Raw genomic sequence first — 24,611 nt, 5'->3', positions numbered from 1 at the left:
TTACGCCGATAACAAGGAGCGAAAAATGGACGAGAGAACACTGCGTGTATTGGATTATCACAAAATTATAGGATTGCTGGCCGGGTTTACCCAATCGGAACCGGGAAAAAAGCTGGCACTGCAGCTGAAGCCGGTTTCCGACAGGGACCAGATCCAGGAATGGCAGGCGGAAACTTCAGAAGCGGAATCGATTCTTGCAGTGGAAGGGATCAGCTTTCTCTCGCCGTTTCCGGATATCCGGCCACAGCTGAAAAAGGCAAGAATCGGTTCCATCCTGAGTCCCGGGGATCTCTTGCAGATTGCCCGGGTTTTGTCCCTGATCGGCTCGGTCCGGAAGCGAATGAAGGAGCATAAGGCTAAGACGGAGCTTGTGACAATTCCTGTCATGATAGGCGAAATGGTGCCGCAGCCGGCTTTGCTGAACCACATAAACGGATGTATCGAGACGGAGGAAACCCTGTATGATCACGCCAGCCCGGAGTTGAACTCCATTCGGCGAAAGATCGATCGGGCCAATGAGAGGATTCGTGACCGGCTCAACGGGTTTCTGCATACTCCCCAGAAACTGAAATATTTGCAGGATCCGATTATTACCATGCGAAATGATCGCTATGTGATACCGGTCAAGCAGGAATGCCGTTCTGAAATTCCCGGCATTGTCCATGACCAGTCTTCCAGCGGGGCGACCCTTTTTGTCGAACCGATATCCGTGGTGGAGGCGAACAATGAAGCACGGCAGCTGATGCTGAAGGAAAAAAAGGAAATCGAGCGAATTCTGGCCGAATTGACTGCAGAAGTGGAAACGGTTGCGGATGACGTACTGTCTGCGCTGGAGATTCTGACCCGGCTGGATTTTATCTTTGCCAAGGGGGCGTTCAGCCTGTCCATTCGGGGGGTCCGTCCCCGCATCCTGGAGGATCCTGTGATTCGGGTCCAAAACGGGAGACATCCACTGATCAATCCGGACGAAGTTGTACCCATTACACTGGAGCTGGGCAGGAAATTTCATACTCTGGTGATTACCGGTCCCAACACAGGAGGCAAAACGGTCACATTGAAAACAGGCGGACTGTTTGTCCTCATGGCACAGTCCGGATTGCACCTGCCGGCAGACTTCGGGACGGAAATGGGGATCTTCCATAATGTTTTTGCCGACATCGGGGACGAGCAAAGCATTGAGCAGAGTTTAAGCACCTTTTCCTCCCATATGACCAATATCGTGCAGATAGTAAAGGAAGCGGAAAGTGATGACCTTGTTCTGTTTGATGAGCTGGGTGCAGGTACGGATCCAACGGAAGGTGCGGCATTGGCCATGTCCATTCTGGATTTCCTGCATTCCAGGCAGATTCGAACGATGGCAACCACTCATTACAGCGAACTGAAGGTATATGCCATTTCGCAGAAGGAAGTGGAGAATGCTTCCGTTGAGTTTGATGTGGAAACCCTGCGCCCCACCTATCGGCTGCTGATCGGTGTTCCGGGGAAGAGCAATGCCTTTGAGATCTCCAGACGTCTGGGCCTTGATGAGTTTCTGATCAACGGTGCAAAAGAGTATCTCAGCCAGGAAGATACCCGTTTTGAGGATGTTATGAGTACCATTGAGGAAAACCGTGTAGCCTCAGAACGGGAACAGGAAAAGGCGAAGGCCTGTCTGCAGGAGATTGAGGAACTCAAGGGGCAATATCAGAAGGAAAGGGCGGAGTTCGGGCAGCAAAAGGAAAAGCTGTTGGCCCGAGCCAGGCGGGATGCCAGAAAAGTTGTGCGGGATGCCCGGGCAGAAGCGGATCAGATCATCCGCGAGCTGCGACAGCTGAACAGGGAACCTGAAGAAAAGAATCGAAACCGTGCAATGGAGGAATCCCGAAAGGAACTGAAGAGTACCCTGGATAAGCTGGAGGACGATATGGCTCCCAAAACGGTTCGATCCTCCCGAAGGCCGCTGAAAAGTCTGAAACTTGGGCAAACCGTATCCATTGTCTCACTGGATCAGAAAGGACAGGTGCTGACTCTTCCGGATGAAGCCGGCAATGTTCTGGTGCAGGTCGGTATCATGAAGGCAAATGTTCCGGTCTCTGATTTGCAGCAGGCAGATGAGGAGCCCGGACAGGAAAGGGAGGTAAGACGGAAGGTGAGCCCAAGAATGTCTTCCGTCGCTTCCGAGCTGGATTTGAGAGGACAGGATTCCGAAAGTGCCCTGATGGAAACGGATCGTTATCTGGACAATGCGTTTCTGGCCGGGCTGAGCGAAGTCACCATTATCCACGGAAAAGGAACAGGCGTTTTACGAAATTCCATTCATAAGATGCTGCGCCGGCACCCCCATGTGGAGTCTTTCCGCCTGGGTAAATTCGGAGAAGGAGAATCCGGGGTTACGATAGTGAAAATCAAATAATCCCGTTTGAATTGTTTTGTGATGCCAGGGAGAAGAGTTTGGGGAGGAGGAGAATGGAAAGATGAACGATTATCGCATTATGGTGGTGGATGATGACTTTAATATCAACCAGCTGATCAAATTGTATCTGGAAAAAGAAGGGTTCCACGTGGAACCCTTTGAGGATGGACGTGAGGCTTTGAAGGCCTTCAAGGCCAATCCACCCCATCTGGTGGTTCTGGACCTGATGCTGCCGGGAATGGACGGATGGGAAATCTGTAAGGAAATCCGGAAAATCAGCGATATTCCGATTATTATGCTGACGGCCAAGGGGGAGACCTTTGACAAGGTATTGGGTCTGGAACTGGGAGCGGATGACTACATGGTCAAGCCCTTTGATCCCAAGGAGCTGGTTGCCAGGATAAAAGCCGTACTGAGAAGGAACAAGCCGATGAGGGAGGAGACCAAGGAGATTGCCTATCCCAATCTGAGCGTCAACCTTTCGGATTATACGGTGACCTACCATTCCAGGAAACTGGAGCTGCCGCCGAAGGAACTTGAGCTTCTTTATTTTTTGGCATCCAATCCCAATAAGGTTTTTACCCGGGAACAATTACTGGAACAGGTATGGGGATTTGATTTTTTTGGAGATTCCAGGACAGTGGATGTTCATATCAAGCGAATTCGGGAAAAACTGAATCAGGAAGAAGACAGCTGGAAGATCAAGACAGTTTGGGGCGTGGGCTATAAATTTGAGGTGAAATAGATGTTCCGTTCCCTGTTTGTCCGATTGATGTCGGCGTATTTTGTCATTATATTGTCCGCATTGCTGATTATGGGGGTTCTGATGTCATCCTTTTTTCAGCAATATCTGATGGAGACCCGTACCAGGGAGCTGATCCGGGAGGGGAGGGCTCTCTGCGGCTATATTGAGCTTTATCAGGTGGGACTGATTGACCACAGGACCCTGAATTATCAGTATCAGGTCATTGACCGATTCCTGAGCACCACCATATGGGTAACCGACATGCACGGCTATATTCTGGACAGTTACAATTCTTCGGAGCTGGACGATGTGAACTGGAAGAATCAGAAGGTAACGGTGGATGAATTCGTGCAGGTATTGAAGGGAAACACCATTACCCGGGTAGGCAGTTTCGGGGAGGCCTTCCCTGTGCCGGTTCTGACGGTTGGTCTGCCGCTGGAGATTGATGATAAAATACAGGGAACAATTTTTTTGCATTCTCCGGTCAGAGGCATGAACCGCGCGTTATGGGATACTTATGACAGCCTTTTGAGAGCTACCATTCTGTCATCCATTTTATCCATGATTCTTTTGTATTTTATATCCCGGCACTTTTCCAGGCCTTTGACGGAGATGAATACCATCTCCAGGGAAATTGCCACGGGGAATTTCAAAAGAAGGGTTCATGTACGAAGTAACGACGAAGTGGGCCAGCTTGCCACGAATTTCAATGTTATGGCGGATTCCCTGGAGAAAGTGGACTTAATGCGAAGGAGTTTTGTGGCGAATGTATCCCATGAACTGCGATCGCCTCTGACCTCCATGCGCGGATATATCCAGGGGGTTGTGGACAAGACCATTTCTCCTGAGGATCAGGATAAATACCTGAAGATCGCCCTGGAGGAAACCGAGAGAATGAACCGGTTGATCAATGAGCTGCTGGATTTGTCCCGGATCGAATCCGGAGAATTTTCCATGGATATCAGAGTGATGGATATCAACGAGACGATACGGCGGGTGCTGATTGCCCGGGAGGATCGGATCAATGCCCGGGGCATGGATGTGAATGTGGATTTTGAAAAGGATGTCTGCCTTGTTGACGGGGATCCGGATCGGCTTCAGCAGGTGGTCATCAATTTGCTGGACAATGCCATCAAGTTCAACCGGGAAGGCGGAGTGATTACACTGAAAACCTGGCTGCATAAGGAAAAAGTCTATGTAAAAGTCGCAGATCAGGGTTCGGGTATTCCCAAAGCGGAAGCCGTGCATATCTGGGAGCCTTTTTATCAGGTTGACAAATCACGAAGCAAGAAAAAAGGCGGTACCGGCCTCGGACTTTCCATTGTCAAGAAGATTATTGAGGAACATGGTCAGGACATCTGGCTCAACAGTGAGGAAGGCAAAGGGTCGGAGTTTATTTTTTCCCTGAAGGAAGCAAAGAAGCAATGATTTTTATTTTATCCTGTTTTGTTGGTTTTTGTTAACAGCATGTTCATATTTTATTCAAAAAACCTGCCTATAATAAAGCATGAAGATAAAAGAACCCAATAAGTTTTAATGGAGGTGCAATAAATGAAAGATTTCAATGAATTTGATGAAAAACGCTATCATAAGAAAAGCAGCATTAAAAACTACGTTATTATCGCTTTGTTATTTGCTGTAATAGGAGGTCTGGCAGTTTATGCCATATCCCCCAATCTTATGGGACGAAACGGAGTAAGGGCGGATCGGACGGTCCCACAGGACAGCAATGTTTCGGATAAGGCAAAGACTTCAGCAAAGGACGACCTTCCCTCCATTGGGAACATGAAAGCCATGCTGGTGGATGAGAACAATCCGGTGGTGGACATTGCAGCGAAGCTGGACAAAGCAGTGGTTGGCATCACTTCAAAATCGGAAGTGCTTGTACCGGACTACTTCTTCAATTCCCAGACCAAAAAAGACGTGGAAGGTTATGGATCCGGCATTATTATCAGTGAAGACGGATATATCGTGACCAACAACCATGTTGTGGAAGGCGCAAAAGAACTGTTCGTTGTATTGTCCGGAGAAGAAGAACCGATCAAGGCCAAACTGATCGGGACGGATCCCCAGAGTGATATTGCCGTCGTGAAGATTGACAAGCCCGATCTGACCGTGGCAAAGCTGGGAGATTCCAAAAAGGTGAAGAAGGGAGAGTTTGCCATTGCTATCGGCAATCCTCTGGGACATGAACTGGCCGGTACGGTAAACTTCGGCGTTATCAGTGCTGTGGACCGGACCTTGCAGCTGGAAGGAAAGGAATTGAAGCTGTTGCAGACCGATGCAGCCATCAATCAGGGCAACAGCGGCGGGGCTCTGGTCAATATGAACGGTGAAGTGATCGGCATGAACACTGTAAAGCTGGGCGGAGAACTGGTGGAAGGATTGGGATTTGCCATTCCCTCCAGTGTCTTCAAGCCCATTGCCCAGGAGATTATCAAATATGGCAAGGTAAACTATCCCGCAAAACCCTGGCTGGGTGTCTCCATCCAGCTGGAAATCAATAAGGATACCGCCAAAGAATATGGATATCCGGAAGGTGTTCTGATTTATGATGTTGTGGAAAACGGACCGGCAGCGAATGCGGGGATCAAACCGGGAGATGTCATTACCGGCCTGAATGACCAGAAGATTGCAAAATTTGATGATCTTAAGGCAGAGCTTGCAAAGCAGAAAGTGGGTGAAGTGGTAAACGTTAATTTGTGGAGAAACGGATCTGATTTTGTGCTGAAGGTCAAGCTGGCCGATATGAATGAAAGTCAAAACGCAACCCAAAGCCAGAATGGGGAATGATGGAACAAAACAGGATTTGTATGGGCAGAAAAAGCCCGGGGAAGGGAGGACCTTCTCCGGGCTTTTGGCTTTTCCATGCATCCGGTTAGCTTTTCAAAATTTGAAATAAGGGGGTACCATAAGGGGAGAATTCATGATAGAATAAGAACAACGTGATGAAATTGGACAGATTCCGGGTATTCTTTATTCTGTGAAAGGATACCAAAGTTCATTATGCAGGGAGTGTAGTTTTCAATGATGGATCTTTTTCGGGAGGAATCGGTGCGGAAGGTGAATACCGGCCTCAACAGCTTTTTGTTTATCCTGGCTTGGGCCGGCATGATTTTATTTGGTTTTCTGGCTTTGAGCTTTCTGATGGCACTTTTCAGTGGTGCACTGAATGTGCCTGTCATCGCGGGGCTGATTGTGTCCGGCGTACTTACTTTTCTTTGTTACAGGCTTCGCAACAATCAGAGGATCGAATACGATTACACTTTTACCAATGGGACCTTCGACATTGCCAGGGTAATCAACAACAATAAGCGGAAAAAGCTGCTGACGACGGAAATCAAGGAATTTGAGGTCATTGCTCCAACCAGTGATGAAGGATTTCAGCGGATGCTCCAGTATCCCGGTATCAAAAAGCTCAATTATTTTCTGAACCGGGGCGGCGGGCTGTACTATGGTATTTTTACCCATGAAGGGCAAAAGTCCATATTGATTTTTGAGCCCAGTGACGAGCTGATCCAGATGTTCAGGAAGACAAATCCCAGGATCGTAAAAACGGCGTGAGCGGCGGGAAACCAGCACAGCGGTAACAACAGGATAACTGTGTCAAGGCCATGATGGCAGAAAAATGCTCCCGGACAGGGGGCTTTTTTTGAGTCAGCAGGGATTCATATGAGTGGAACAATTTATTTTGTGATAGGATAGATAAGATGGAAGGGTAACGAAAGGCAGAGTTTTGTGCATTTCGTTGCAAAGGTATATATTTTACGTAAGCGGGGAGCGAAACAATGGAACAGATTTATCTGGATTATGCTGCAACGACGCCTGTTGTACCCGAGGTGGCGGAGACAGTTACCGATTGTCTGAAAAAGGACTTCGGGAATCCGTCTTCCATGCATCGGCTGGGCATTCGGGCGGAAAAGCGGATCCGAAAAGCAAGGGAACAAGTCAGTCGTTTACTGCAGGTGGAACCGGAGGAGATTATTTTTACTTCCGGCGGAACAGAATCCAACAATATGGCTATTTTGGGTACTGCATATGATAAGAGGCGCAGGGGAAAGCATTGCATTACCACGGCGATTGAGCACCCGTCCGTGCTCAATTGTTTTGCTCATCTGGAAAAGATGGGTTATGAGGTAACATATCTGCCGGTGGATCAAAAGGGTGTGATTTCACTGGAGTCTTTACAGAATGCCCTGCGGGAGGATACCATTCTGGTCAGTATTATGCATGTCAACAATGAAGTTGGATCCATAGAGCCGGTTCAACAGGTCGCGTCCCTGCTGGATCAATGCAAAAACCGGCCTGTATTCCATGTGGACGGCATTCAGTCCTTTGGCAAACTGCCGCTTTACCCCAAAGGATGGGGGATCGATCTGGTTTCACTCAGCGGCCATAAAATACATGCACCCAAGGGAATCGGCGCATTGTACCGGAGAAAGGGAGTCCGGATTCAACCCATTCTGTTTGGAGGCGGCCAGCAGGGAGGCATCCGCAGCGGTACGGAAAATATCACCGGTATTGTCGGAATGGGGACAGGTGCAGATTGGATTGCAGAAAGACATGCGGAGAATGACAGGTATCTGTATGAGCTGAAGGAAGCTCTGGTCTCCGGTATCCGGAGGGATTTTCCGGATGTGGTGATCAATGGGGATCCGGAAAACAGTGCACCGCACATTCTGAATGTCAGTTTTCCCGGCGCAAAGGGAGAAGTTCTGCTGCATACCCTGGAGGAAGAGGAGGTCTATGTCAGTACCGGCTCCGCCTGTTCCAGCAGGGAGAAGAAGATCAGTCATGTGTTGAAGGCACTGGGGCTGAATGACCGGACTGCGGACGGGTCGATCCGGATCAGTCTTTCCTACCTTACCACACCGGAGGAAATTGCGTCCTTTCTTCCAATTCTGAGCCGGTCTGTACAAAGAGTACGGGAATACACCAGGAGGTGAAGCCATGGAGCGGGTTGTTTTAATCCGGTATGGAGAGATTTATCTGAAAGGACAGAATCGTCCGTATTTCGAACGGGTGCTGTATGACAATATCAGGAAGGCGCTGGCGGAGTTTCCCGGCATACGGGTGACCAGGGCGCAAGGGCGGTTCTATGCGGAAAATTATAAAGATGAAGCGGCCGTTCTCCAGGCGCTGCAGAAGGTATTCGGCCTGGTTTCCGTCAGCCCCGCCTATAAAGTGGGCAAAGATTTTGAGACACTTTTCGAATATTCCAAAAAGATCATGACGGATCAGCTGTCCCTTTTGCAGGGGAGGGAGATTCTTACCTTCAAGGTGGAGTCCAGACGGTCGGATAAGAAGTATCCCATGAATTCCATGGAAATCAACCGGGAGATGGGCGGCAGGCTTCTGGAGGCTGTGCCGGGACTGAAAGTGGACGTTCATCATCCGGACGTGGTTCTGAATATTGAAATCCGGGAATCCGGTTATTTGTATCATGAAATTCTTCCCTGTGCAGGGGGCATGCCCGTCGGGACCAGCGGAAAGGCGGTTCTTTTGCTGTCCGGCGGGATTGACAGTCCCGTTGCCGGTTATATGATTGCAAAGCGGGGAGTCGCCCTTTCAGCGGTGCACTTTCACAGCTTTCCCTATACCAGCGATCGTTCCAGGGAAAAGGTTATCGATCTGTGCCGGATTCTTACCCGCTACTGCGGAGCAATCCGGCTGCATGTGGTACCCTTTACCAGGATACAACAGGAACTGTATAAAAAATGTCCGGACAGTCAGCTAACGGTTCTGATGCGATGCTATATGATGAAAATTGCAGAGGCGGTTGCCCGTTCAGAGGAAGCGGCCGCCCTGGTGACGGGGGAGAGCATCGGACAGGTGGCAAGTCAGACGATGGATAGCCTGGCAGTTACCAATGCTGCGGTTTCCATGCCGGTGTTCCGTCCTTTGATCGGCTTTGACAAGGTTGACATCGTAACGGTTTCCAAAAAAATCGAGACCTATGAGACGTCCATCCTTCCTTATGAGGACTGCTGTACGGTTTTCACACCCAGGCATCCCGTGACCCATCCCCGGCTGGAGAAAATTCTGGAATCGGAAAAACGGATCAATGGGGAAGAACTGATACAGGAAGCAGTTGCCAATATTGAAGTGATTGGGATCCGGCCGGGCCGGAATCGGTTCTAACCTCTTCCCTCCTGCGAATAGAATGGAGATAGGCAGGAGGTGTATGGAGGTGCGGATCATGTTCAAGAAGGTACGGCCGGGAAAAATACCTGCGGTTTTTTATATCCTTGCAATCCTTCTTTTGTACCGGGGGCTGGATTTATCGGTGTCACGGCCGGATATTTTGTCCCCTGTCGGAGAGCCGGCGCTTTCCGCGGAGAAGTCCGCTGTGGCAGAGCCGGAGGTGCAGGAAGGGAAAGCGGAAGATACAGAAGATCCATATGATATATGGATTGATTTGACACAATCCACACTTTATCTTTTTGAAAGCAACAAACTGATTAAAAAATATCCGGTTGCCCAGGGGAAATCAGGCACTCCGTCCCCCATCGGGACCTGGTATATTACCAGCAAGGCACGGCATTGGGGGACAGGATTCGGCACCCGCTGGATGGGGTTGAATGTGCCATGGGGGATTTACGGCATCCATGGTACAAACAAGCCGGGTTCCATCGGCTACCAGGCTTCCCACGGATGTTTCCGGATGAGGAACCGGGATGTGGAGGAGCTGTACAGTATCGTGCCGTTCCAAACCCGTGTCGTTGTATATGGAGGCCCCTATGGCAATATGGGAAGCTCATTTGACCGGCTGGAGCCGGGGGATCGAAAGTCTCAGGTAGTTGAAGTGCAACTGCGTCTGGAGAAGCTGGGCTATTATAAAGGGTCCATAGATGGGATTTATGGAGAAGGATTGAAGGCTGCGCTGCTGAAGTTTAAAAAAGACCATAACATGCCGCTGTCCCACTATGTGGATGGGGAAACCTATCAGGCACTGGGCATACTGGCTTTTGAATAAAGTTCAATGGAAGTATATTCGATGAAAGAGATGAAAAACCGATCGTATTCATGCACAGAACAAAAAGTAAATCAAATGAAAAAACAAATGTTATGAGAATTCTGGATACCCAGAAAATCAGCTACCAAAGCCACTGTTATGCAGATACCGATGCAGTCAGCGGCATGGAAATTGTGAAGGCCTTGAACCAGGATCCTGATCGGGTGTTCAAGACTCTGGTTACCGTCGGCAAATCAGGAAATCACTATGTTTTCATGATCCCGGCAGCAAGAGAACTGAACCTGAAAAAAGCTGCGGAATGTGTAAGGGAAAAGTCGGTTCGGATGATCAAATCCAGGGATCTGCTGCCGGTTACCGGTTATATACACGGCGGATGTTCCCCCATTGGCATGAAGAGAAAATTTCCGACAGCCATTCACGAGACAGCAGCCCGCTTTGATACTGTTTTTTTCAGTGCCGGAAAGATTGGGTATCAGGTGGAAATGAGCCTGAATGATCTGAGAAAAGTAATGGAAATCCGCCTGGCAGATCTTATCTGAGCCTGGAAAACAGGATTGAATTGTTAGCGTAAAGTTACCGTAGGGATTAGGAGTAATAAATTACCATAAGGATTGAAAAGAAGGCGACATCCTGCTAAAATATTGATCATCACAAAAATATTAAGAAAGGGTGTCACCTTCCATGTACAGTATACAAGATTTTAACGAGTTTGCAAGAAAAACAGAAAATAAGGTAAGAGAATTTTTAAGGGAAGGTAAGGATCTGGCAGAACTGACTCTGGGGCTGCAGGAGGATCTGTTTGAACTTGGTCGGAATATACTGGTGGAGACTCTTGAGGGGATGGATGAACAGCTTCGAAAGTCCGGGGTCAGGAAAAACAATTGGGAGATTGTCAGGAAAGATGAGACAGGGATCTTAACGACCTTTGGAACGATCAAGTATAATAGAACGTATTTTAAGCCAAAGAGTGGTGGCAAAAGGAAATATCTCGTTGATGAGCTTGTTGGTCTTAAGCCACATGACAGAGTGAGTGCGGATGTGGTGATCAATGTGGTGGAAGAGGCCATAGACAGCAGCTACAGGAAAGGTGGAGAAAGAGCCGGATATATGGACGAAATAAGCAAGCAGGCTGTTATGGATAAAATACATAACCTTGAGATCAGCGAACATGAGCATAAGGTGGACAAGAAGAGGGATGTCAGGATACTGTATGTTGAAGCAGATGAAGATCATGTTTCCCTGCAGGGAGAAGACGATAAAAGCAAGATAGCTATGCCCAGGCTGGTTTATGTTCATGAAGGCGTAGATCCCGAAAAAAGCAGCCAAACAAGGACCAGGCTTAAAAACGTTAAATATTTTGGCGGCATGTATGATGAGAGCGAGGATTTGTGGCTGGAGGTCATAGAATATATAGACAAGCAGTACGACATGGATTTCATTGAAACCATATACCTTTCCGGGGATGGGGCATCATGGATTAAGGCCGGGCTTGACTGGATTCCCAAAAGCAAGTTTGTGCTGGACAATTTTCATCTTAAGAAATATATGATAACTGCGACTGCACACTTAAACGATGGAGACATCTATCAGGAGTTGAAGGATGCATTGGATTGGCCGGACAAGGACATGGTCAAGGATGTTTTCAAGAAGATCCTCAAACGAACGGTTTCCAAAACGAAGAGGAAGGCAGTTAAGGATGCCAGACGGTACATATTGAATAACTGGCATGGAATAGAGATAAAGGCTGATAAGGGCCATGAACTGATAGGATGCAGTGCCGAAGGTCATATAAGCCATGTGTTTTCAAGCAGGCTAAGCAGCAGGCCTAAGGGATGGTCTGAAAAAGGTGTTGCCAGGATGTCCAAACTTATCGTATATAAGAAAAACGGTGGCAGGATCTATGACCTGGTTATGGCACAGAAGCTTAAGGAGAAGGAGAACAGGAAACATGAATTGCAGGATGAGTTAATCAAGGAAGTAAGGAAATCATCAGAAAGCAGATATGCTGGTTCATGGAGCAGCAGCCCAACTGTAATTACCATGGGGAAAAAGACAGGGCTGTTTAATGAGATGAGGAGTATGGCCGGAATACGCTATTAGGCCCTTCATAAAGCTCGTTATGGCGTTTTTAATAGCCGGGACGACATAGATCAAGCGTTTATGCCGCGAAAGCTGCTTGATAACGAGAAGTCGGTGTGGTAGCATTGAGGTACGGCAGCAACCGCTCCAAAGCCTATCCCGCTGTTAGAGATGGCTGCTGCCGACATCTGCCGTAAGCCACACCGGCAGAGGCTCGTTGTCAAGCAGATCGTGGAATAAATGTAGCTGACAAGATTGATTGCTGTTAAAATTAATGAAATCAATCAAGACCACTGTTGCTAGTAAGAATATTTCAGGATGTCTCTATTCTTTCTTTCCCTACAGTAAATTGACGCTATCGATTGAATTTGCGAATTTGACAATTTTGTAATCAAGTGTTATTATATACTAAACGTTGCAGTGCGAAAGGATTAACTCAGCGTGAAATGTATCCTGGAGTGTCAGGAATGAAACCAGCCGTGTCAGGCAGTTTACAAAAATACCTGAGCAAAAGGGGCTTTCCGGGTATATTTCCAATGAATAAGAATGGTTAATTGCAGGTAATCCTACTTGAACCGCTGAATCGCAAGAACGGGGAAACCGAACATGGGGTGAATCCCGGGTACCAGTCTGATGATATCCGGGTAGGGTCAATTCAATCGATCCGAATCCGTCAGCTAACCTCGTAAGCGTTGATAGAGAAGTGACAGGTTTACGTGAAGCTTTTATTTTTATATCAAAAAGGCTGCAGAGACTTCTCGGTAGCCTTTTTCTGTTCATATGATTGTTTTTTGCCCATGTCTTACCTCTATTTGCTTACGACGTTCCGCCTGTTCCTGTTGCATCCGACCGCGTAATATCTTCCTGTGTACCCTGTGGCAGAATGGGAAGAGAAATTCAGATGAATACTTAAATATTATTTTGGACAGCAAGACTTGTTTCAGCGTTTATTGACCGGGTTGATCCGTTTTTACATCCTCCGTGAGACATTGCACGAAATAAATGAAATATTTTATAGGGGGCTTCATTTGTGTACAAAAAAAGCCGTTTGCAAAAAGCAGTTATTCTATTTTTGCTTTTATGTACGGTACTGACAGGATGTACATCACAAAAAAATTCTTCTTCATCAAATGGTTCTTCTGCAAGAAAGGACAAGGGGGTGAGGAAGGTCGTCGTCGGGACGGAAGGAACGTATCAGCCATTTAATTATAAGGATGAAAAGAATCAACTTACAGGATATGACATTGATGTGGTAAAGGAAATCGATAAGCGCCTGGACGATATGGAGTTTGACTATGTTGCCGCTCAGTGGGACAGTCTTTTTCTGGGATTGGAATCCAAAAAATACGATATGATCGCAGATCAGATTTCGAAGGATGAGGAAAGGGAAGGAAAATATTCTTTCCCGGACAACAGTTATTTTAACTCCGTCGCCAGCCTGATCGTCCGGGATGATAATGACATCATAAAGACCATGGATGATCTGAAAGGCAGGAAGGTAGGGGTATCGGTGGGGACTACCTTTGCCCAGATACTGGAGAAATATAATGAGGAACATGACAGTCCCATTTCCATTGAATACTATGAGGGCAATATTTCTTCCGTGCTGCAGGATATTGAAGCCGGCCGGCTGGACGCAACCATCAATGACAAAGTCATTGCAAAGGAACATATCAAGGAGCTTGGATTGAAGCTGAAGACGACCGGGGAACCGGTTACAACCGTTCCGTCCTATTTTGTATTCCGGAAGGGAAGCGATTCGGAGGAGCTGCAGTCCGAAGTGGATGAAGCGTTATCGGAAATGAGGTCCGACGGAACCTTGTCGGAAATCTCCGTTAAATGGTTCGGGGAGGACTTTACAGCAGTGGAGGAGCAGGATCAACAACAAGCCGGAGAAGGAAAGAAGGAAAGTGTGAGTGAATTACTGGATATAAAGTATATGGTAAAATCCTTTCCGGAAATACTTCGCTACGCTCCTGTTACCCTGATGATAGCGCTTGTTTCCATGCTTGTTGGTCTGATTATTGGTCTGATCACGGCACTGGTCAAGATCTACCGTGTTCCGGTGCTGAAATGGATCGCATCCTTTTATGTTTCCTTTGTCCGGGGGACTCCGTTGCTGGTGCAGATGTATCTGTCCTATTATGGAATTCCGAAGATACTGGGATTTATGCAAAGCCATTATCAGTGGAATGCTGATGTGAGCAATATTCCTGCCATCGTTTTTGTATATATTTCATTTTCCCTGAATACCGGAGCCTATCTTTCCGAAACGATTCGTTCCGCGATTCAGGCCGTGGACAAAGGCCAGCTGGAAGCCGCCTATTCCGTTGGAATGAGCCGGTTTCAGGGAATGGTCCGCATTGTGTTTCCACAGGCATTGACCATCGCATTACCCAATTTTGGAAATTCCTTTATCAGTTTACTGAAGGATACTTCTCTGGCCTTCATCATCGCTGTGGTGGATATTATGGGCCAGGCCAAAATCGTCGGCGCGAGAAGTTTACGGTTTTTTGAAGTCTATATTGACTCGGCAATTATTTATTGGCTGATCTGTCTGGTGGTAGGAAAGGGAGTCTCCGTTATGGAGAAAAGATTAAACAAATATGAAGGAGGAATGGCAGCATGATCGAAATAAATAACATGCACAAATCTTTTTATAAAAACGAAGTTCTGAAGGGTATCGGATTCCATGTAAAAAAAGGGGAAGTCCATGTCATCCTCGGGCCCAGCGGTTCCGGAAAATCCACCTTGCTGCGTTGCATCAATTTTTTGGAAAAGCCGGACAAAGGCAGGATTCATATCGACGGGCTCACGGTGGAAGTTGGCAAAACGAATCGGAAACAGATTACCGAACTTCGGAAAAGAACCGCAATGGTATTCCAGCACTATAACCTGTTCCGCAATAAGACATCGGTGGAAAATGTGATGGAAGGGCTGATTACAGCTCAGAAAATGGATAAAAAGGAAGCATACGAGAAAAGCGTATCCTATCTGGAAAAGGTCGGACTGGAAGACAGATTGAACTATTACCCCTGCCAGCTGTCCGGCGGACAGCAGCAAAGGGTGGGAATTGCACGGGCACTGGCATTGGATCCGGATGTAATTATGTTTGATGAGCCCACTTCCGCGTTAGATCCGGAATTGGTCGGAGAGGTTTTGGATGTCATGAAATCCGTTGCCCGGGACGGGCGGACCATGATCGTTGTCACTCACGAAATTGAATTTGCAAGGGAAGTGGCAAGCCATGTCCTGTTTATGGACGATGGAGTGATTGTGGAAGAGGGATCGCCTTCCGAAGTGATCGATCATCCGCAGGAGGACCGGACAAAGCAGTTCCTGAGCCGCGTAACCCACGACAAGCTGCGGATGGTGCAGTAACTTCACTCCGTTTCCCACACCGGCGCATCCATAAAAGGGTTTGATTCCCGCAGGAAAAATGGATATAATGATAGGAAGATGACTTGAGGGAATGAGGGGATGCCATCATGAATATCGATCAATTGGTGGATCAGATACGCCATAATCCGGCTGTTATGAAGAACGTTACCGGGTGGAAGGAGATTCCGCCCAGGGAAGCAACCTATGGTCCCTTCCCCAGGGGCCTGCAGCCCGAATTGCTGGATGTTTTGAAAAAGAGAGACATTCATCAGTTGTACTCTCACCAGTCCAGGGCGATTGATCTGGTGCTGCAGGGAAAGAATGTTGTGGTGGTTACCCCTACGGCGTCCGGGAAAACCCTTTGCTATAATCTCCCTGTTGTCAATGAGATATTGAGGAATGACGATACCAGGGCCTTGTATTTGTTTCCCACAAAAGCACTTTCCCAGGATCAGGTCAGTGAACTGCACGGGATGCTGGATATGCTGGATCATCCCATCAAAACCTATACTTATGACGGGGATACCCCTGTCGGTGCACGGAAGGCCATCCGGCAGGCAGGGCACATTGTCGTAACCAATCCCGATATGCTTCATACCGGGATCATGCCTCATCACACCAAGTGGGTGAAGTTGTTTGAAAATCTGAAGTATGTTGTCATTGATGAAATCCATTCCTACCGCGGCGTATTTGGGAGCCACATGGCCAATGTTCTTCGCCGCCTGAACCGCATCTGCCATTTCTATGGCTCACATCCCCAGTATATCTGCTGTTCCGCCACCATAGCCAATCCAAAGGAACTGACGGAGAGAATCATTGGACAGGAAGCGGAACTGGTGGAGGAGAACGGTGCGCCCTCCGGCAGGAAGCATCTGATTTTTTACAATCCTCCGGTCGTGAACAGGCAATTGGGTATCCGCAGAAGCTCTCTTCTGGAAACGCGGAATCTTGCAGCTGACTTTTTGAAAAATGGTATACAGACCATTATTTTTACCAGGAGCCGTTTATCCGTGGAAGTATTGGTGACGTATCTGAAGAAGCTGGTGCGGGACAAGCCCGGTTCCTCCAGCCGCATCCGCGGATATCGCAGCGGTTATCTGGCAAAGGAACGGCGGGAGATTGAGCAGGGCCTTCGTGCCGGCCGGATACTGGGAGTGGTCAGCACCAATGCGCTGGAGCTGGGGATCGATATCGGAAAGCTTCAGGTATGCATTATGTGCGGTTATCCCGGCACCATAGCCAGCAGCTGGCAGCAAGCCGGACGTGCGGGACGCAGAAGCGATACTTCCGTTGCCCTGATGGTTGCCTCCGGCAATCCTCTGGATCAGTACATCATCCGGCATCCGGAGTTCTTCCTGGATTCCAGTCCGGAGCATGCGCTCATCAATCCGGATAACCTGTATATCCTGATGTCCCATATCAAGTGTGCTGCCTTTGAGCTGCCGTTTGAAGATGGAGAGACCTTTGGAACGGACACGCTGGATCCCATTCTCGCTTATCTCGAGGAGGAAAAAGTGCTTCATCATGTAGGCGGTCGGTGGCATTGGGTGGCCGATCAATTTCCTGCCAATGCCGTAAGCCTCCGCAGTGCTGCGGATGAAAATTTTGTTATCATTGATATCAGCAAGCCAAAACGCCGGGTCATCGGAGAGATGGACCGGTTCAGTGCGCCTCAGCTTCTCCATGAAGAGGCGATCTATCTTCACGAAGGAACACAGTATCAGGTGGAAGAGCTGGACTTTGAGGAGAAAAAAGCCTATGTCCGGAAAGTGGATGTGGATTATTATACCGATGCCAATCTGGCGGTTACCCTGAAGGTGCTGGATGTCTTTCAATCTGAGGAGGATGGAAAGACAGGCAGAAGCTACGGAGATGTCATGGTGACCTCCCTGGTGACCATGTTCAAGAAGATCAAATTTGATACCCATGAAAACCTGGGATGGGGACCGGTGCGGCTGCCCGAACTGGAACTGCAGACAACGGCCTATTGGGCAACATGGAATGAGATCCCTGCCGGCATCAAAAGCCAGGATGATCTGCAGAATGCACTGATGGGCATTGCCAATGTGCTGGGCCAGATTGCGCCGCTTTATCTTATGTGCGATCCCGGTGATATTCATGTGATTTACCATGTAAAGTCCCCTTTTACGAAAAAACCGACCATCTATATTTATGACAGCTGTCCCGGTGGGATCGGCTTCAGCAAACGGCTGTATGAGATGCATCTGGAGCTGTTCCGGAAGGCCTATGAATTTCTGTCCGGCTGCGGATGCGAAAATGGCTGCCCCGCATGCATCGGGCCTGCCGCCGAGGTAACGACCGACGACAAGGCACTGGCATTGACGATATTGGGAGGGATCCTGGATGATAGCCAACCTGAAGAGCAAGCTGAGGGCCATGAAGTCCGGTTCCCATCCCGGTAAGCCGGAAACCGCCCGGGATACAGGAACAACCGTCCGGAGTGCAGGAATGGAAAGCATGTCAAATTTGGGACGAAGCGGGAATCCAGGCAGGGAATGCAGTCCGAGCCCGGGGATCTGTCCGGACAGAGGCAGCCTTGGAGGGACTGTTGTTTCGGGACCGGATGGGGAGTTTGTACGAAAACGGACGATATATGGATATGAGGAGAACTATGGAAGGATTCCTCTTTTCGATCTCCGGAATGCCGTCTTTACGGACAGTTTCTGGTGGACCCGTCTGGATCGGGACTTGTGCCCGAAGGATATTGTCTTTCTGGATACAGAGACAACAGGACTGGCCGGAGGGACCGGGACCGTGGCATTTTTGGTGGGACTGGGGTATGTGGAGGAAGACGGTCTGGTGGTGGATCAATATCTGATGCGGGACTTTGATGAAGAAGTTCCCATGCTTCAGGCTGTGGCGGATCAATTACGACACCATTCAGTCCTTGTTACTTTCAATGGAAAATCCTTTGACTGGCCTTTGCTGGAGGGCCGGCTGATTCTTTCCGGAATTCCGCCGATTCATTGTGAGGATGCCCATTTGGATCTGCTTCCTGTTGCCAGGCGTTTATGGGCTGCCCGCCTTCCGGACTGCTCTTTGTCCACATTGGAGGAAAAGATTTTATTCCATCACCGAACAGAGGATATTCCCGGTTCCATGATCCCCAATATCTACCTTGATTTTCTGAAATCGCGCACACCGGGGAAAATGCGGCAGGTCCTTCAACATAATGAATGGGATATTGCAGCGATGGCTGCCTTGCTGGTGCATTTCGCCACGTTATACCATGATCCGGAGATCAACCGGGATGCCTGTGAGCTGCTGGGTATCGGCAAGGAACTGGAAAGGGCGCATCGCATCCGGCAGGCTGCAGTCTGCTATCAGAAATGTATTGATCTGGCACCGCATTCCTTCGTGTTGAATGCCAAAAAACGGCTTGCCTATTTGACGAAGCGGTACAGGGGACCTCAGGAGGCTATGGAGCTTTGGGCGGATCTTGCAGGGAAGGAGGGAAGCTCCCTGTGTTTTCCGCTTATTGAGATGGCAAAGTTTCTGGAACACCGGGAGAAGGACTTCCCGGGGGCCCTGGAATGCACGGAAAAAGCCATACTGCTGGTGAACCGGTTTTCTGATTCCGATATTGGCCCGAAACGGCTTCAGACAGAACTGCTTCACCGCAGACAACGTTTGATGAAAAAAATGAGAAGGAGAATGGAGCAATGGGGCTAATTGGAAATTTTTATGGTTTTCGGGGATATTATAATCATTCCAGAGGGAAGACGGAAGAGGCTTTGAAATGGTATCAAAAAGCGGAGGAGCACAGTGTCACCAGCGCCAATTATCAAATGGCTTATGGAGTTTTGCTGCTTCGGACCGGACAATTTGAGAAAGCGGAGAAACTCTTCAACAAGCTGCTTGTATTTTTCCCCGGGAAGCCGAAAATAAAGACCAATGCAAAGCTCAATCTGGCTCTTACCCACTGGAAGCAGGGACAGCTGGATCTGGCATTGGAGTCCATGACGGAGCTTCACCATCAGTTGAAAAATTCACAGACCTATGGATCCCTGGGATATCTGCTGATTGAGGCCGGAGACTATGAAAAAGCCCTGAAGTTCAACCAGGAAGCTCTTGAATACGATGATGAGGATCCCGTGGTCCTGGATAATCTGGGACAAACCTATTACCGAATGGGAAATACGGAGAAAGCCTTTGAGTATTTTAAAAAGGCTCAGGAAGAAAAAGAGGACCAGGCAGTGACACTCTACCACCTGGGAATTCTCTATGAAAAACGGGGTCAGACCGAAGAAGCGAAAGCAGTTCTGGATCAGGCACTTACCTGCAGAATATCCGCTCTCAGTACGGTTACCCGGGAAGAAATCGAAGAGGAGCGGAAAAAGCTGGACTAAACAAACGGATTTTACGGACCCGGTGTCGGTGTGGCATCCGAACCCGGGCCTTTTTCCGGGTTATCATCCCCTGACGGAGCACCCGTTTCCTCTCCGTCATCATTGTCATCGGGACTTCCGGACTCTTCCGGAGTGGGAGACGGAGTGACTTCGTCATCCGGTGCAGCCGAATTTTCCGGCTTTCCTTCATTATTATCCTGATCCGGGCCGTTTGGATTGTCTGTCCTGTCACCCGGGTGGAGCCAATCCGGCAGTTTGTCCCAGATGCCATTTTTCTCAGAGGCTTCCGGTACCTGAACATATATGGTTTTGGTCTTTTCTCCCTGAACCGGTTCGCCTTTTGACTTCATATCGGGATGAACCGGTACGATATAGTAGCCATAGCTTTTGCCGGGTTCCGCCTGCGTATCCGTCCATTCCACAGGATCCATTGCGCCGGTGCGTACCTGCTGCATCAGGACGGCTTCTCCGTCCTCTCCTTCCATTCTCATGATATTGTAAGCAGCGTAGGTGTTCTGCGGAGTAAAGGAAACAACGGGCAATCCCTTGTCATTGCATACTGCATTGAAATCGGACGGGGGAATGGGTGTGGTCCAATAATCCGATTGTTCGGTGGGAGCCGTGTCTTTCCTGAAATATTCTTTCATCACATATTCATCAGGCGTCATATCCGAAGCCAGCAGAACCCTGTGCTGTTCCAGCAGGGCCTTTTTATCCAGCCGCACATCAATGACTCCAACAGGCTGTTGAAAATCGGGAAATTCCTTTCCCTGATAAAGATGGTCGAATATATATTTTGAGATCTCTGTAGGATAATTTCCGCCGGACGTACCGGAAGGAAGATAATCTTCCTTTGTTCTTTTATCAAATCCCATCCATACGGCAACGGTATATTCCGGATTATAGGCAGCAATCCAGGCATCGTTGCTTCCTTTTACCGCTGTATTTTTGGGCAGCTGGACCGTACCGGTCTTTGCTGCGAGATTCCGACCCTTCAGACGTGACGCAGTGCCGCCTGTATCCGCAGCGGACTGGAGCAGATTGCTGATCAGAAAGGCCGTTTCCTCTGATATGGCCTGTTCTTTTTTGGGTCGGTATTCGTATAGCGTCCGGCCAAGCGAATCATCGATCCGGCGAATCGTGGTGCTGCTCTTATAGCTTCCCCGATCACCAAAGGTGGTGTATGCACTGGCCAGTTCCATCGGACTGACCCCTTTCTCCATCCCGCCCAGTGCTATGGCAAGATTGTAATGATCGCTTTCCGTGAACGGGATCCCCATCTTTTCTGCCGTTTCAATCCCGTTCTCAATGCCCACATCATTCAGCACCTTGACAGCGGGGATATTGATGGATTTTGCCAATGCCGTCCTCAGGGTAACCATGCCGTGGAAGGTTCCGCCGCTGTTTTTGGGGGAATAATTTCCAATGGTAATGGGGGCATCTTCGATGAAAGTAACGGGGGTATATTGATTGCTTTCTATGGCAGGCGTGTACACGACCAATGGTTTAATGGCGGAGCCCGGCTGCCGTTTGGCATTGGCCCGATTCAGCACATGGGTCTGTCCCTCCGGATAGCTTTTTCCTCCCAGGACGGTGCGCAGTTCGCCGGTTGCCGTATCCATGACGACCAGGGCGGATTCACTTCTTTTCCCGGAAACGGGACTTTTGGGGAATAACTCATCCCTGGTATACAGCTGTTCGGCATAGGTCTGCAGTTCGCTGTCCATTGTAGTGTAGATCCGGTATCCACCGGTATACAGCTTTTCCTGCTTCACGCCAAGACACTTTGCCGCTTCCTCCACCACCATATCCATAAAATATCCGTGAATATAGGCTGGCTTTTTGTCTTCGGCAAATTGAATCTTTTCCTTTTTTGCAGCTGTCCCCTCTTCCGGAGACAGATAATGGTTTTTTATCATCAGATCAAGCGCCAGGTCCTTCCGCTGCTGGGACCGTTCCATATTGATAAAGGGAGAATTCCGGTTGGGATTTTTGATGAGCCCAGCCAGCATGGCGCCCTCTGCGACCGTCAGCTCACTGGCGGATTTGCTGAAATAGGTCCTGGCGGCAGATTCGATGCCATAGGCTCCCTTTGCAAAATAAACGACATTCAGATACATTTCCAGTATCTGATCCTTTGAATACTGCTGCTCCAGCTGCCAGGCCAAAAAGATTTCCTTTACCTTGCGATCGATGGTTTTTTCCTGGGTCAGCACTGTATTGCGCACGACCTGCTGTGTAATGGTGCCGCCGCCTGCCACAATGCCACGTGCCTTGATATTCTGGAGCAGGGAGCCGAACATTCTCCGGACATCAAAGCCCGGATGGGTCCGGAAACGGACATCCTCCACGGCAATGAATGCATTCTGTACATCCTTTGGTATTTCATTCAGGGGTACGTAGATCCGGTTCTCAATGCCATGGATGTTGGATATCGGTTTGTCCTGATTATCGTATACCAGAGAGGTCTGCTCATAGTTTTCCAGTGCCTTTGGATCGAAATCCCGAAGGGATCCCAGAATGGAAGCCAGGTAAATGGTTCCGGCAAGCAGGACTGCCAGACAAAGAATTCCAATAGCTGTTAATATTTTTTTCCACCGTGGCCACGTGGATTTTTTTGCTTTGCTGTTTTTTTCCCTTCTTGCTTTTCTGCTTTCAGGAGATTCGGACATATTCTGCACCTTCCTTGGTTTGACAGATATTATTCCATCTAATATTTTGTCCATTTAAGAATACAGCTAAACCATTTTACAATGTTATGGTGGACTTATCAAGTCATAGCGTGTATAATAAATAGACGTTATATATTATGTAAACTAGAAAACGCTGTTTTGATCATAAAATTTTGGATATTTGTTTGAGAAGGAAGGGAGGAGGAAGAATTGAAAAGAAAGAAGAAAATTATTATCATACTGGTAGTTCTGATTCTGTCTGCTTCTGTTTTGACGGTTCTCCTGCAGCGAAGGATGCCGGAACCGGAGAAAATCACATATAATGCATTCCGGAAGGCTGTTCAGGAGGAAAAAGTAAAAAAGGTCTATCTTACGGACGAGGATTGGATCAAGGGAGTCTTCAAAGACGGAAAGCCGTTTCTCACGGACAATCCACGCAGGGAGGACCTGAAGGAGATTCTGCTGAGGGAAAACATAGCTGTGGACGAGAAGGCAGGCCAGATCCGAGGCTCGCAGATCATTGGTGCGGTGCTTATGATGAGTCTCTTTGGATTTTTGATCTTTACGGTTCAGCGGAATGCCTCAAAACAAATACAGGGCAAGCCGGGGAAATCTCCGATGAATTCCATACAGCCGGAAAAATCTACGGTTCATTTTGACAGTGTTGCCGGCAATGAGGAAGCAAAGGAGAGTATTCAGGATCTGGTGGATTTCATTCAGAATCCGGAAAAATATACGAAATATGGTGCCCGTCTGCCCCGGGGCGTTATCTTTTACGGCTCGCCGGGAACAGGAAAGACCCTGATGGCCAAAGCGGTGGCAGGGGAAGCGGGAGTGCCTTTCTTTGCCGTGTCCGGTTCGGATTTTGTCCAGGTTTATGTTGGGGTTGGTGCAAGTCGGATCCGGGAACTGTTTAAAAAAGCAAGAAGTTATGGAAAAGGCGTTATCTTTATCGATGAAATTGACGCTCTTGGAAAAAAGAGGGAGAGTACGGACGGCAGCGGGAATGAGGAGAGGGATCAGACGCTGAATGCCCTGCTGTCCGAGATGTCCGGTTTCCATGACAACGAAGGAATTGTTGTCATTGCGGCCACCAATCGTCTGGATACACTGGACGAAGCCCTGCTGCGGCCCGGCCGGTTTGACAGGCATATTGAAATTCAGCTCCCGGATATCCGCAGCAGGCTGAAAATACTGAAGCTTCATGCGGAAAACAAGCCCATGGACAAAAGTGTGAATCTGGGAAAAGTTGCTCAGCAGACGGTATATTTCAGCGGAGCCAAGCTGGAAAACCTGCTCAATGAAGCGGCCATCCTTGCAGCAAAGCGTGGCGGCGGCTGTATCGCAGCGGAAGACATGGACAAGGCATTCTATACAGTCATTGCCGGTGCGGAAAAAAAGGACCGGAGCGCCATTGCCGAACGGGACAGAAAAGTCACAGCCTATCATGAAGCAGGACATGCATTGGTTACCAGGCTGATGGTTCCGGAAAACCGGGTTTCCCGGATCACGATTATTCCCAGTACAAAGGGGGCTGGAGGCTTCAGCATGAACATTCCGCCGGATCGCATGTACTATCGGAAAAAGGATATGGAGAACAGCATCCGGATCGGTTTGGCCGGCAGAGCTGCGGAAGAGCTCATATTTGGCGAAGAAAATGTTACCACCGGGGCGTCCAATGACCTGGAGAAGGCTACGGAAACCATTCTCAATATGGTAAGGCGTTTTGGCATGAATCCAAAATCAGGCCTGCTGAATTACGATGTCCTTTACCGAAACGGGATGCAACAGGTGCAGGACGAGATATTGCAGGAATGTAAGAATACCATGGATCAATTTTATCGGGAAGTCCAGGCGCTTCTTCAGGAAAATCGAAGAATCCTGGCAGCTATCGCAGAGAATCTGCTGGCCCGGGAAACGCTGGAGGAAAGGGATCTGGATGCTATCCTTCAGGCATATGGAAAAGCGGGATGAATTCTGAAAGAGCCATTGCGGA

17 protein-coding genes and 1 riboswitch are annotated in these 24,611 nt (G+C 48.6%); of the genes, 16 read left to right on the top strand and 1 reads right to left on the bottom strand.

Annotated elements, in window-relative coordinates; all coding sequences use genetic code 11:
- The first annotated feature begins 25 nt into the window (after positions 1-25).
- From QBE55_12975 to QBE55_12905, 15 genes are all read left to right on the top strand, one after another.
- Positions 26-2,392: an endonuclease MutS2 gene (locus QBE55_12975; protein WZL78408.1), complete on the top strand. Its 2,367-nt coding sequence runs from the start codon at positions 26-28 to the stop codon at positions 2,390-2,392.
- 61 nt (positions 2,393-2,453) lie between these two features.
- Entirely contained in the window at positions 2,454-3,137 is a 684-nt protein-coding gene (locus tag QBE55_12970) for a response regulator transcription factor (protein WZL78407.1), read from the top strand.
- Positions 3,138-4,565 carry an ATP-binding protein gene (locus QBE55_12965; protein ID WZL78406.1) on the top strand — a complete coding sequence of 476 codons (1,428 nt, stop codon included), beginning with the start codon at positions 3,138-3,140 and terminating at the stop codon, positions 4,563-4,565. It abuts the gene before it with no gap.
- Positions 4,566-4,688: 123 nt separating this feature from the next.
- Positions 4,689-5,930, top strand: coding sequence for a trypsin-like peptidase domain-containing protein (locus tag QBE55_12960; GenBank protein ID WZL78405.1), 1,242 nt, complete (start codon positions 4,689-4,691; stop codon positions 5,928-5,930).
- A 234-nt stretch (positions 5,931-6,164) separates the two neighbouring features.
- Positions 6,165-6,701: a hypothetical protein gene (locus QBE55_12955; protein WZL78404.1), complete on the top strand. Its 537-nt coding sequence runs from the start codon at positions 6,165-6,167 to the stop codon at positions 6,699-6,701.
- A gap of 224 nt (positions 6,702-6,925) precedes the next feature.
- Positions 6,926-8,083 (top strand): cysteine desulfurase family protein, encoded by a 1,158-nt coding sequence (locus QBE55_12950; GenBank protein ID WZL78403.1) that lies wholly within the window; start codon positions 6,926-6,928, stop codon positions 8,081-8,083.
- A gap of 4 nt (positions 8,084-8,087) precedes the next feature.
- On the top strand, positions 8,088-9,278 hold the full coding sequence (thiI, locus tag QBE55_12945; GenBank protein ID WZL78402.1) for a tRNA 4-thiouridine(8) synthase ThiI: 1,191 nt from the start codon (positions 8,088-8,090) through the stop codon (positions 9,276-9,278).
- 58 nt (positions 9,279-9,336) lie between these two features.
- Positions 9,337-10,113 carry a L,D-transpeptidase family protein gene (locus QBE55_12940; protein WZL78401.1) on the top strand — a complete coding sequence of 259 codons (777 nt, stop codon included), beginning with the start codon at positions 9,337-9,339 and terminating at the stop codon, positions 10,111-10,113.
- A gap of 92 nt (positions 10,114-10,205) precedes the next feature.
- Complete coding sequence (gene ybaK, locus QBE55_12935) at positions 10,206-10,652, top strand: Cys-tRNA(Pro) deacylase (protein ID WZL78400.1); 447 nt, start codon at positions 10,206-10,208, stop codon at positions 10,650-10,652.
- Positions 10,653-10,794: 142 nt separating this feature from the next.
- Positions 10,795-12,213, top strand: a complete 1,419-nt coding sequence (locus QBE55_12930; GenBank protein ID WZL78399.1) for an ISLre2 family transposase — start codon at positions 10,795-10,797, stop codon at positions 12,211-12,213.
- A 545-nt stretch (positions 12,214-12,758) separates the two neighbouring features.
- Positions 12,759-12,900: riboswitch (cyclic di-AMP (ydaO/yuaA leader) on the top strand.
- A 451-nt stretch (positions 12,901-13,351) separates the two neighbouring features.
- Positions 13,352-14,821 (top strand): ABC transporter permease subunit, encoded by a 1,470-nt coding sequence (locus QBE55_12925; protein WZL78398.1) that lies wholly within the window; start codon positions 13,352-13,354, stop codon positions 14,819-14,821.
- On the top strand, positions 14,818-15,573 hold the full coding sequence (locus QBE55_12920; protein ID WZL78397.1) for an amino acid ABC transporter ATP-binding protein: 756 nt from the start codon (positions 14,818-14,820) through the stop codon (positions 15,571-15,573). Before QBE55_12925 ends, QBE55_12920 begins: the two co-directional genes overlap by 4 nt.
- Before the next feature lie 107 nt (positions 15,574-15,680).
- Entirely contained in the window at positions 15,681-17,996 is a 2,316-nt protein-coding gene (locus QBE55_12915) for a DEAD/DEAH box helicase (protein ID WZL78396.1), read from the top strand.
- Entirely contained in the window at positions 17,938-19,266 is a 1,329-nt protein-coding gene (locus tag QBE55_12910; protein WZL78395.1) for a ribonuclease H-like domain-containing protein, read from the top strand. The genes QBE55_12915 and QBE55_12910 overlap by 59 nt, the downstream gene beginning before the upstream one ends.
- The gene (locus QBE55_12905) at positions 19,257-19,943 is read left to right on the top strand and encodes a tetratricopeptide repeat protein (GenBank protein ID WZL78394.1); all 687 of its coding nucleotides are present in this window, start codon (positions 19,257-19,259) and stop codon (positions 19,941-19,943) included. The genes QBE55_12910 and QBE55_12905 overlap by 10 nt, the downstream gene beginning before the upstream one ends.
- Positions 19,944-19,954: 11 nt before the next feature.
- Here the strand turns inward: QBE55_12905 and QBE55_12900 are convergent, their stop codons facing one another.
- The gene (locus tag QBE55_12900) at positions 19,955-22,615 is read right to left on the bottom strand and encodes a PBP1A family penicillin-binding protein (GenBank protein ID WZL78393.1); all 2,661 of its coding nucleotides are present in this window, start codon (positions 22,613-22,615) and stop codon (positions 19,955-19,957) included.
- 210 nt (positions 22,616-22,825) lie between these two features.
- Between QBE55_12900 and QBE55_12895 the strand changes: the two genes are divergently transcribed.
- Positions 22,826-24,589, top strand: coding sequence for an AAA family ATPase (locus QBE55_12895; GenBank protein ID WZL78392.1), 1,764 nt, complete (start codon positions 22,826-22,828; stop codon positions 24,587-24,589).
- Positions 24,590-24,611 lie beyond the last annotated feature (22 nt).

The organism is Eubacteriales bacterium mix99, assembly GCA_038396605.1.
Lineage (GTDB): Bacteria > Bacillota > Clostridia > Caldicoprobacterales > DTU083 > UBA4874.
Note: the sequence above shows the minus strand (reverse complement) of the source record. Positions and strands in the feature narration are given on the sequence as shown.

What these genes read in the sequence shown, in the direction of transcription:
- QBE55_12960 (WZL78405.1), top strand. Translation starts at nt 4,689, where the DNA reads ATGAAAGATTTCAATGAATTTGATGAAAAACGCTATCATAAGAAAAGC.
- QBE55_12940 (WZL78401.1), top strand. Translation starts at nt 9,337, where the DNA reads ATGTTCAAGAAGGTACGGCCGGGAAAAATACCTGCGGTTTTTTATATC.
- QBE55_12950 (WZL78403.1), top strand. Translation starts at nt 6,926, where the DNA reads ATGGAACAGATTTATCTGGATTATGCTGCAACGACGCCTGTTGTACCC.
- QBE55_12900 (WZL78393.1), bottom strand. Translation starts at nt 22,615, where the DNA reads ATGTCCGAATCTCCTGAAAGCAGAAAAGCAAGAAGGGAAAAAAACAGC.
- QBE55_12905 (WZL78394.1), top strand. Translation starts at nt 19,257, where the DNA reads ATGGGGCTAATTGGAAATTTTTATGGTTTTCGGGGATATTATAATCAT.
- ybaK (WZL78400.1), top strand. Translation starts at nt 10,206, where the DNA reads ATGAGAATTCTGGATACCCAGAAAATCAGCTACCAAAGCCACTGTTAT.
- QBE55_12970 (WZL78407.1), top strand. Translation starts at nt 2,454, where the DNA reads ATGAACGATTATCGCATTATGGTGGTGGATGATGACTTTAATATCAAC.
- QBE55_12965 (WZL78406.1), top strand. Translation starts at nt 3,138, where the DNA reads ATGTTCCGTTCCCTGTTTGTCCGATTGATGTCGGCGTATTTTGTCATT.
- QBE55_12920 (WZL78397.1), top strand. Translation starts at nt 14,818, where the DNA reads ATGATCGAAATAAATAACATGCACAAATCTTTTTATAAAAACGAAGTT.
- thiI (WZL78402.1), top strand. Translation starts at nt 8,088, where the DNA reads ATGGAGCGGGTTGTTTTAATCCGGTATGGAGAGATTTATCTGAAAGGA.
- QBE55_12910 (WZL78395.1), top strand. Translation starts at nt 17,938, where the DNA reads ATGATAGCCAACCTGAAGAGCAAGCTGAGGGCCATGAAGTCCGGTTCC.
- QBE55_12955 (WZL78404.1), top strand. Translation starts at nt 6,165, where the DNA reads ATGATGGATCTTTTTCGGGAGGAATCGGTGCGGAAGGTGAATACCGGC.
- QBE55_12915 (WZL78396.1), top strand. Translation starts at nt 15,681, where the DNA reads ATGAATATCGATCAATTGGTGGATCAGATACGCCATAATCCGGCTGTT.
- QBE55_12975 (WZL78408.1), top strand. Translation starts at nt 26, where the DNA reads ATGGACGAGAGAACACTGCGTGTATTGGATTATCACAAAATTATAGGA.
- QBE55_12930 (WZL78399.1), top strand. Translation starts at nt 10,795, where the DNA reads ATGTACAGTATACAAGATTTTAACGAGTTTGCAAGAAAAACAGAAAAT.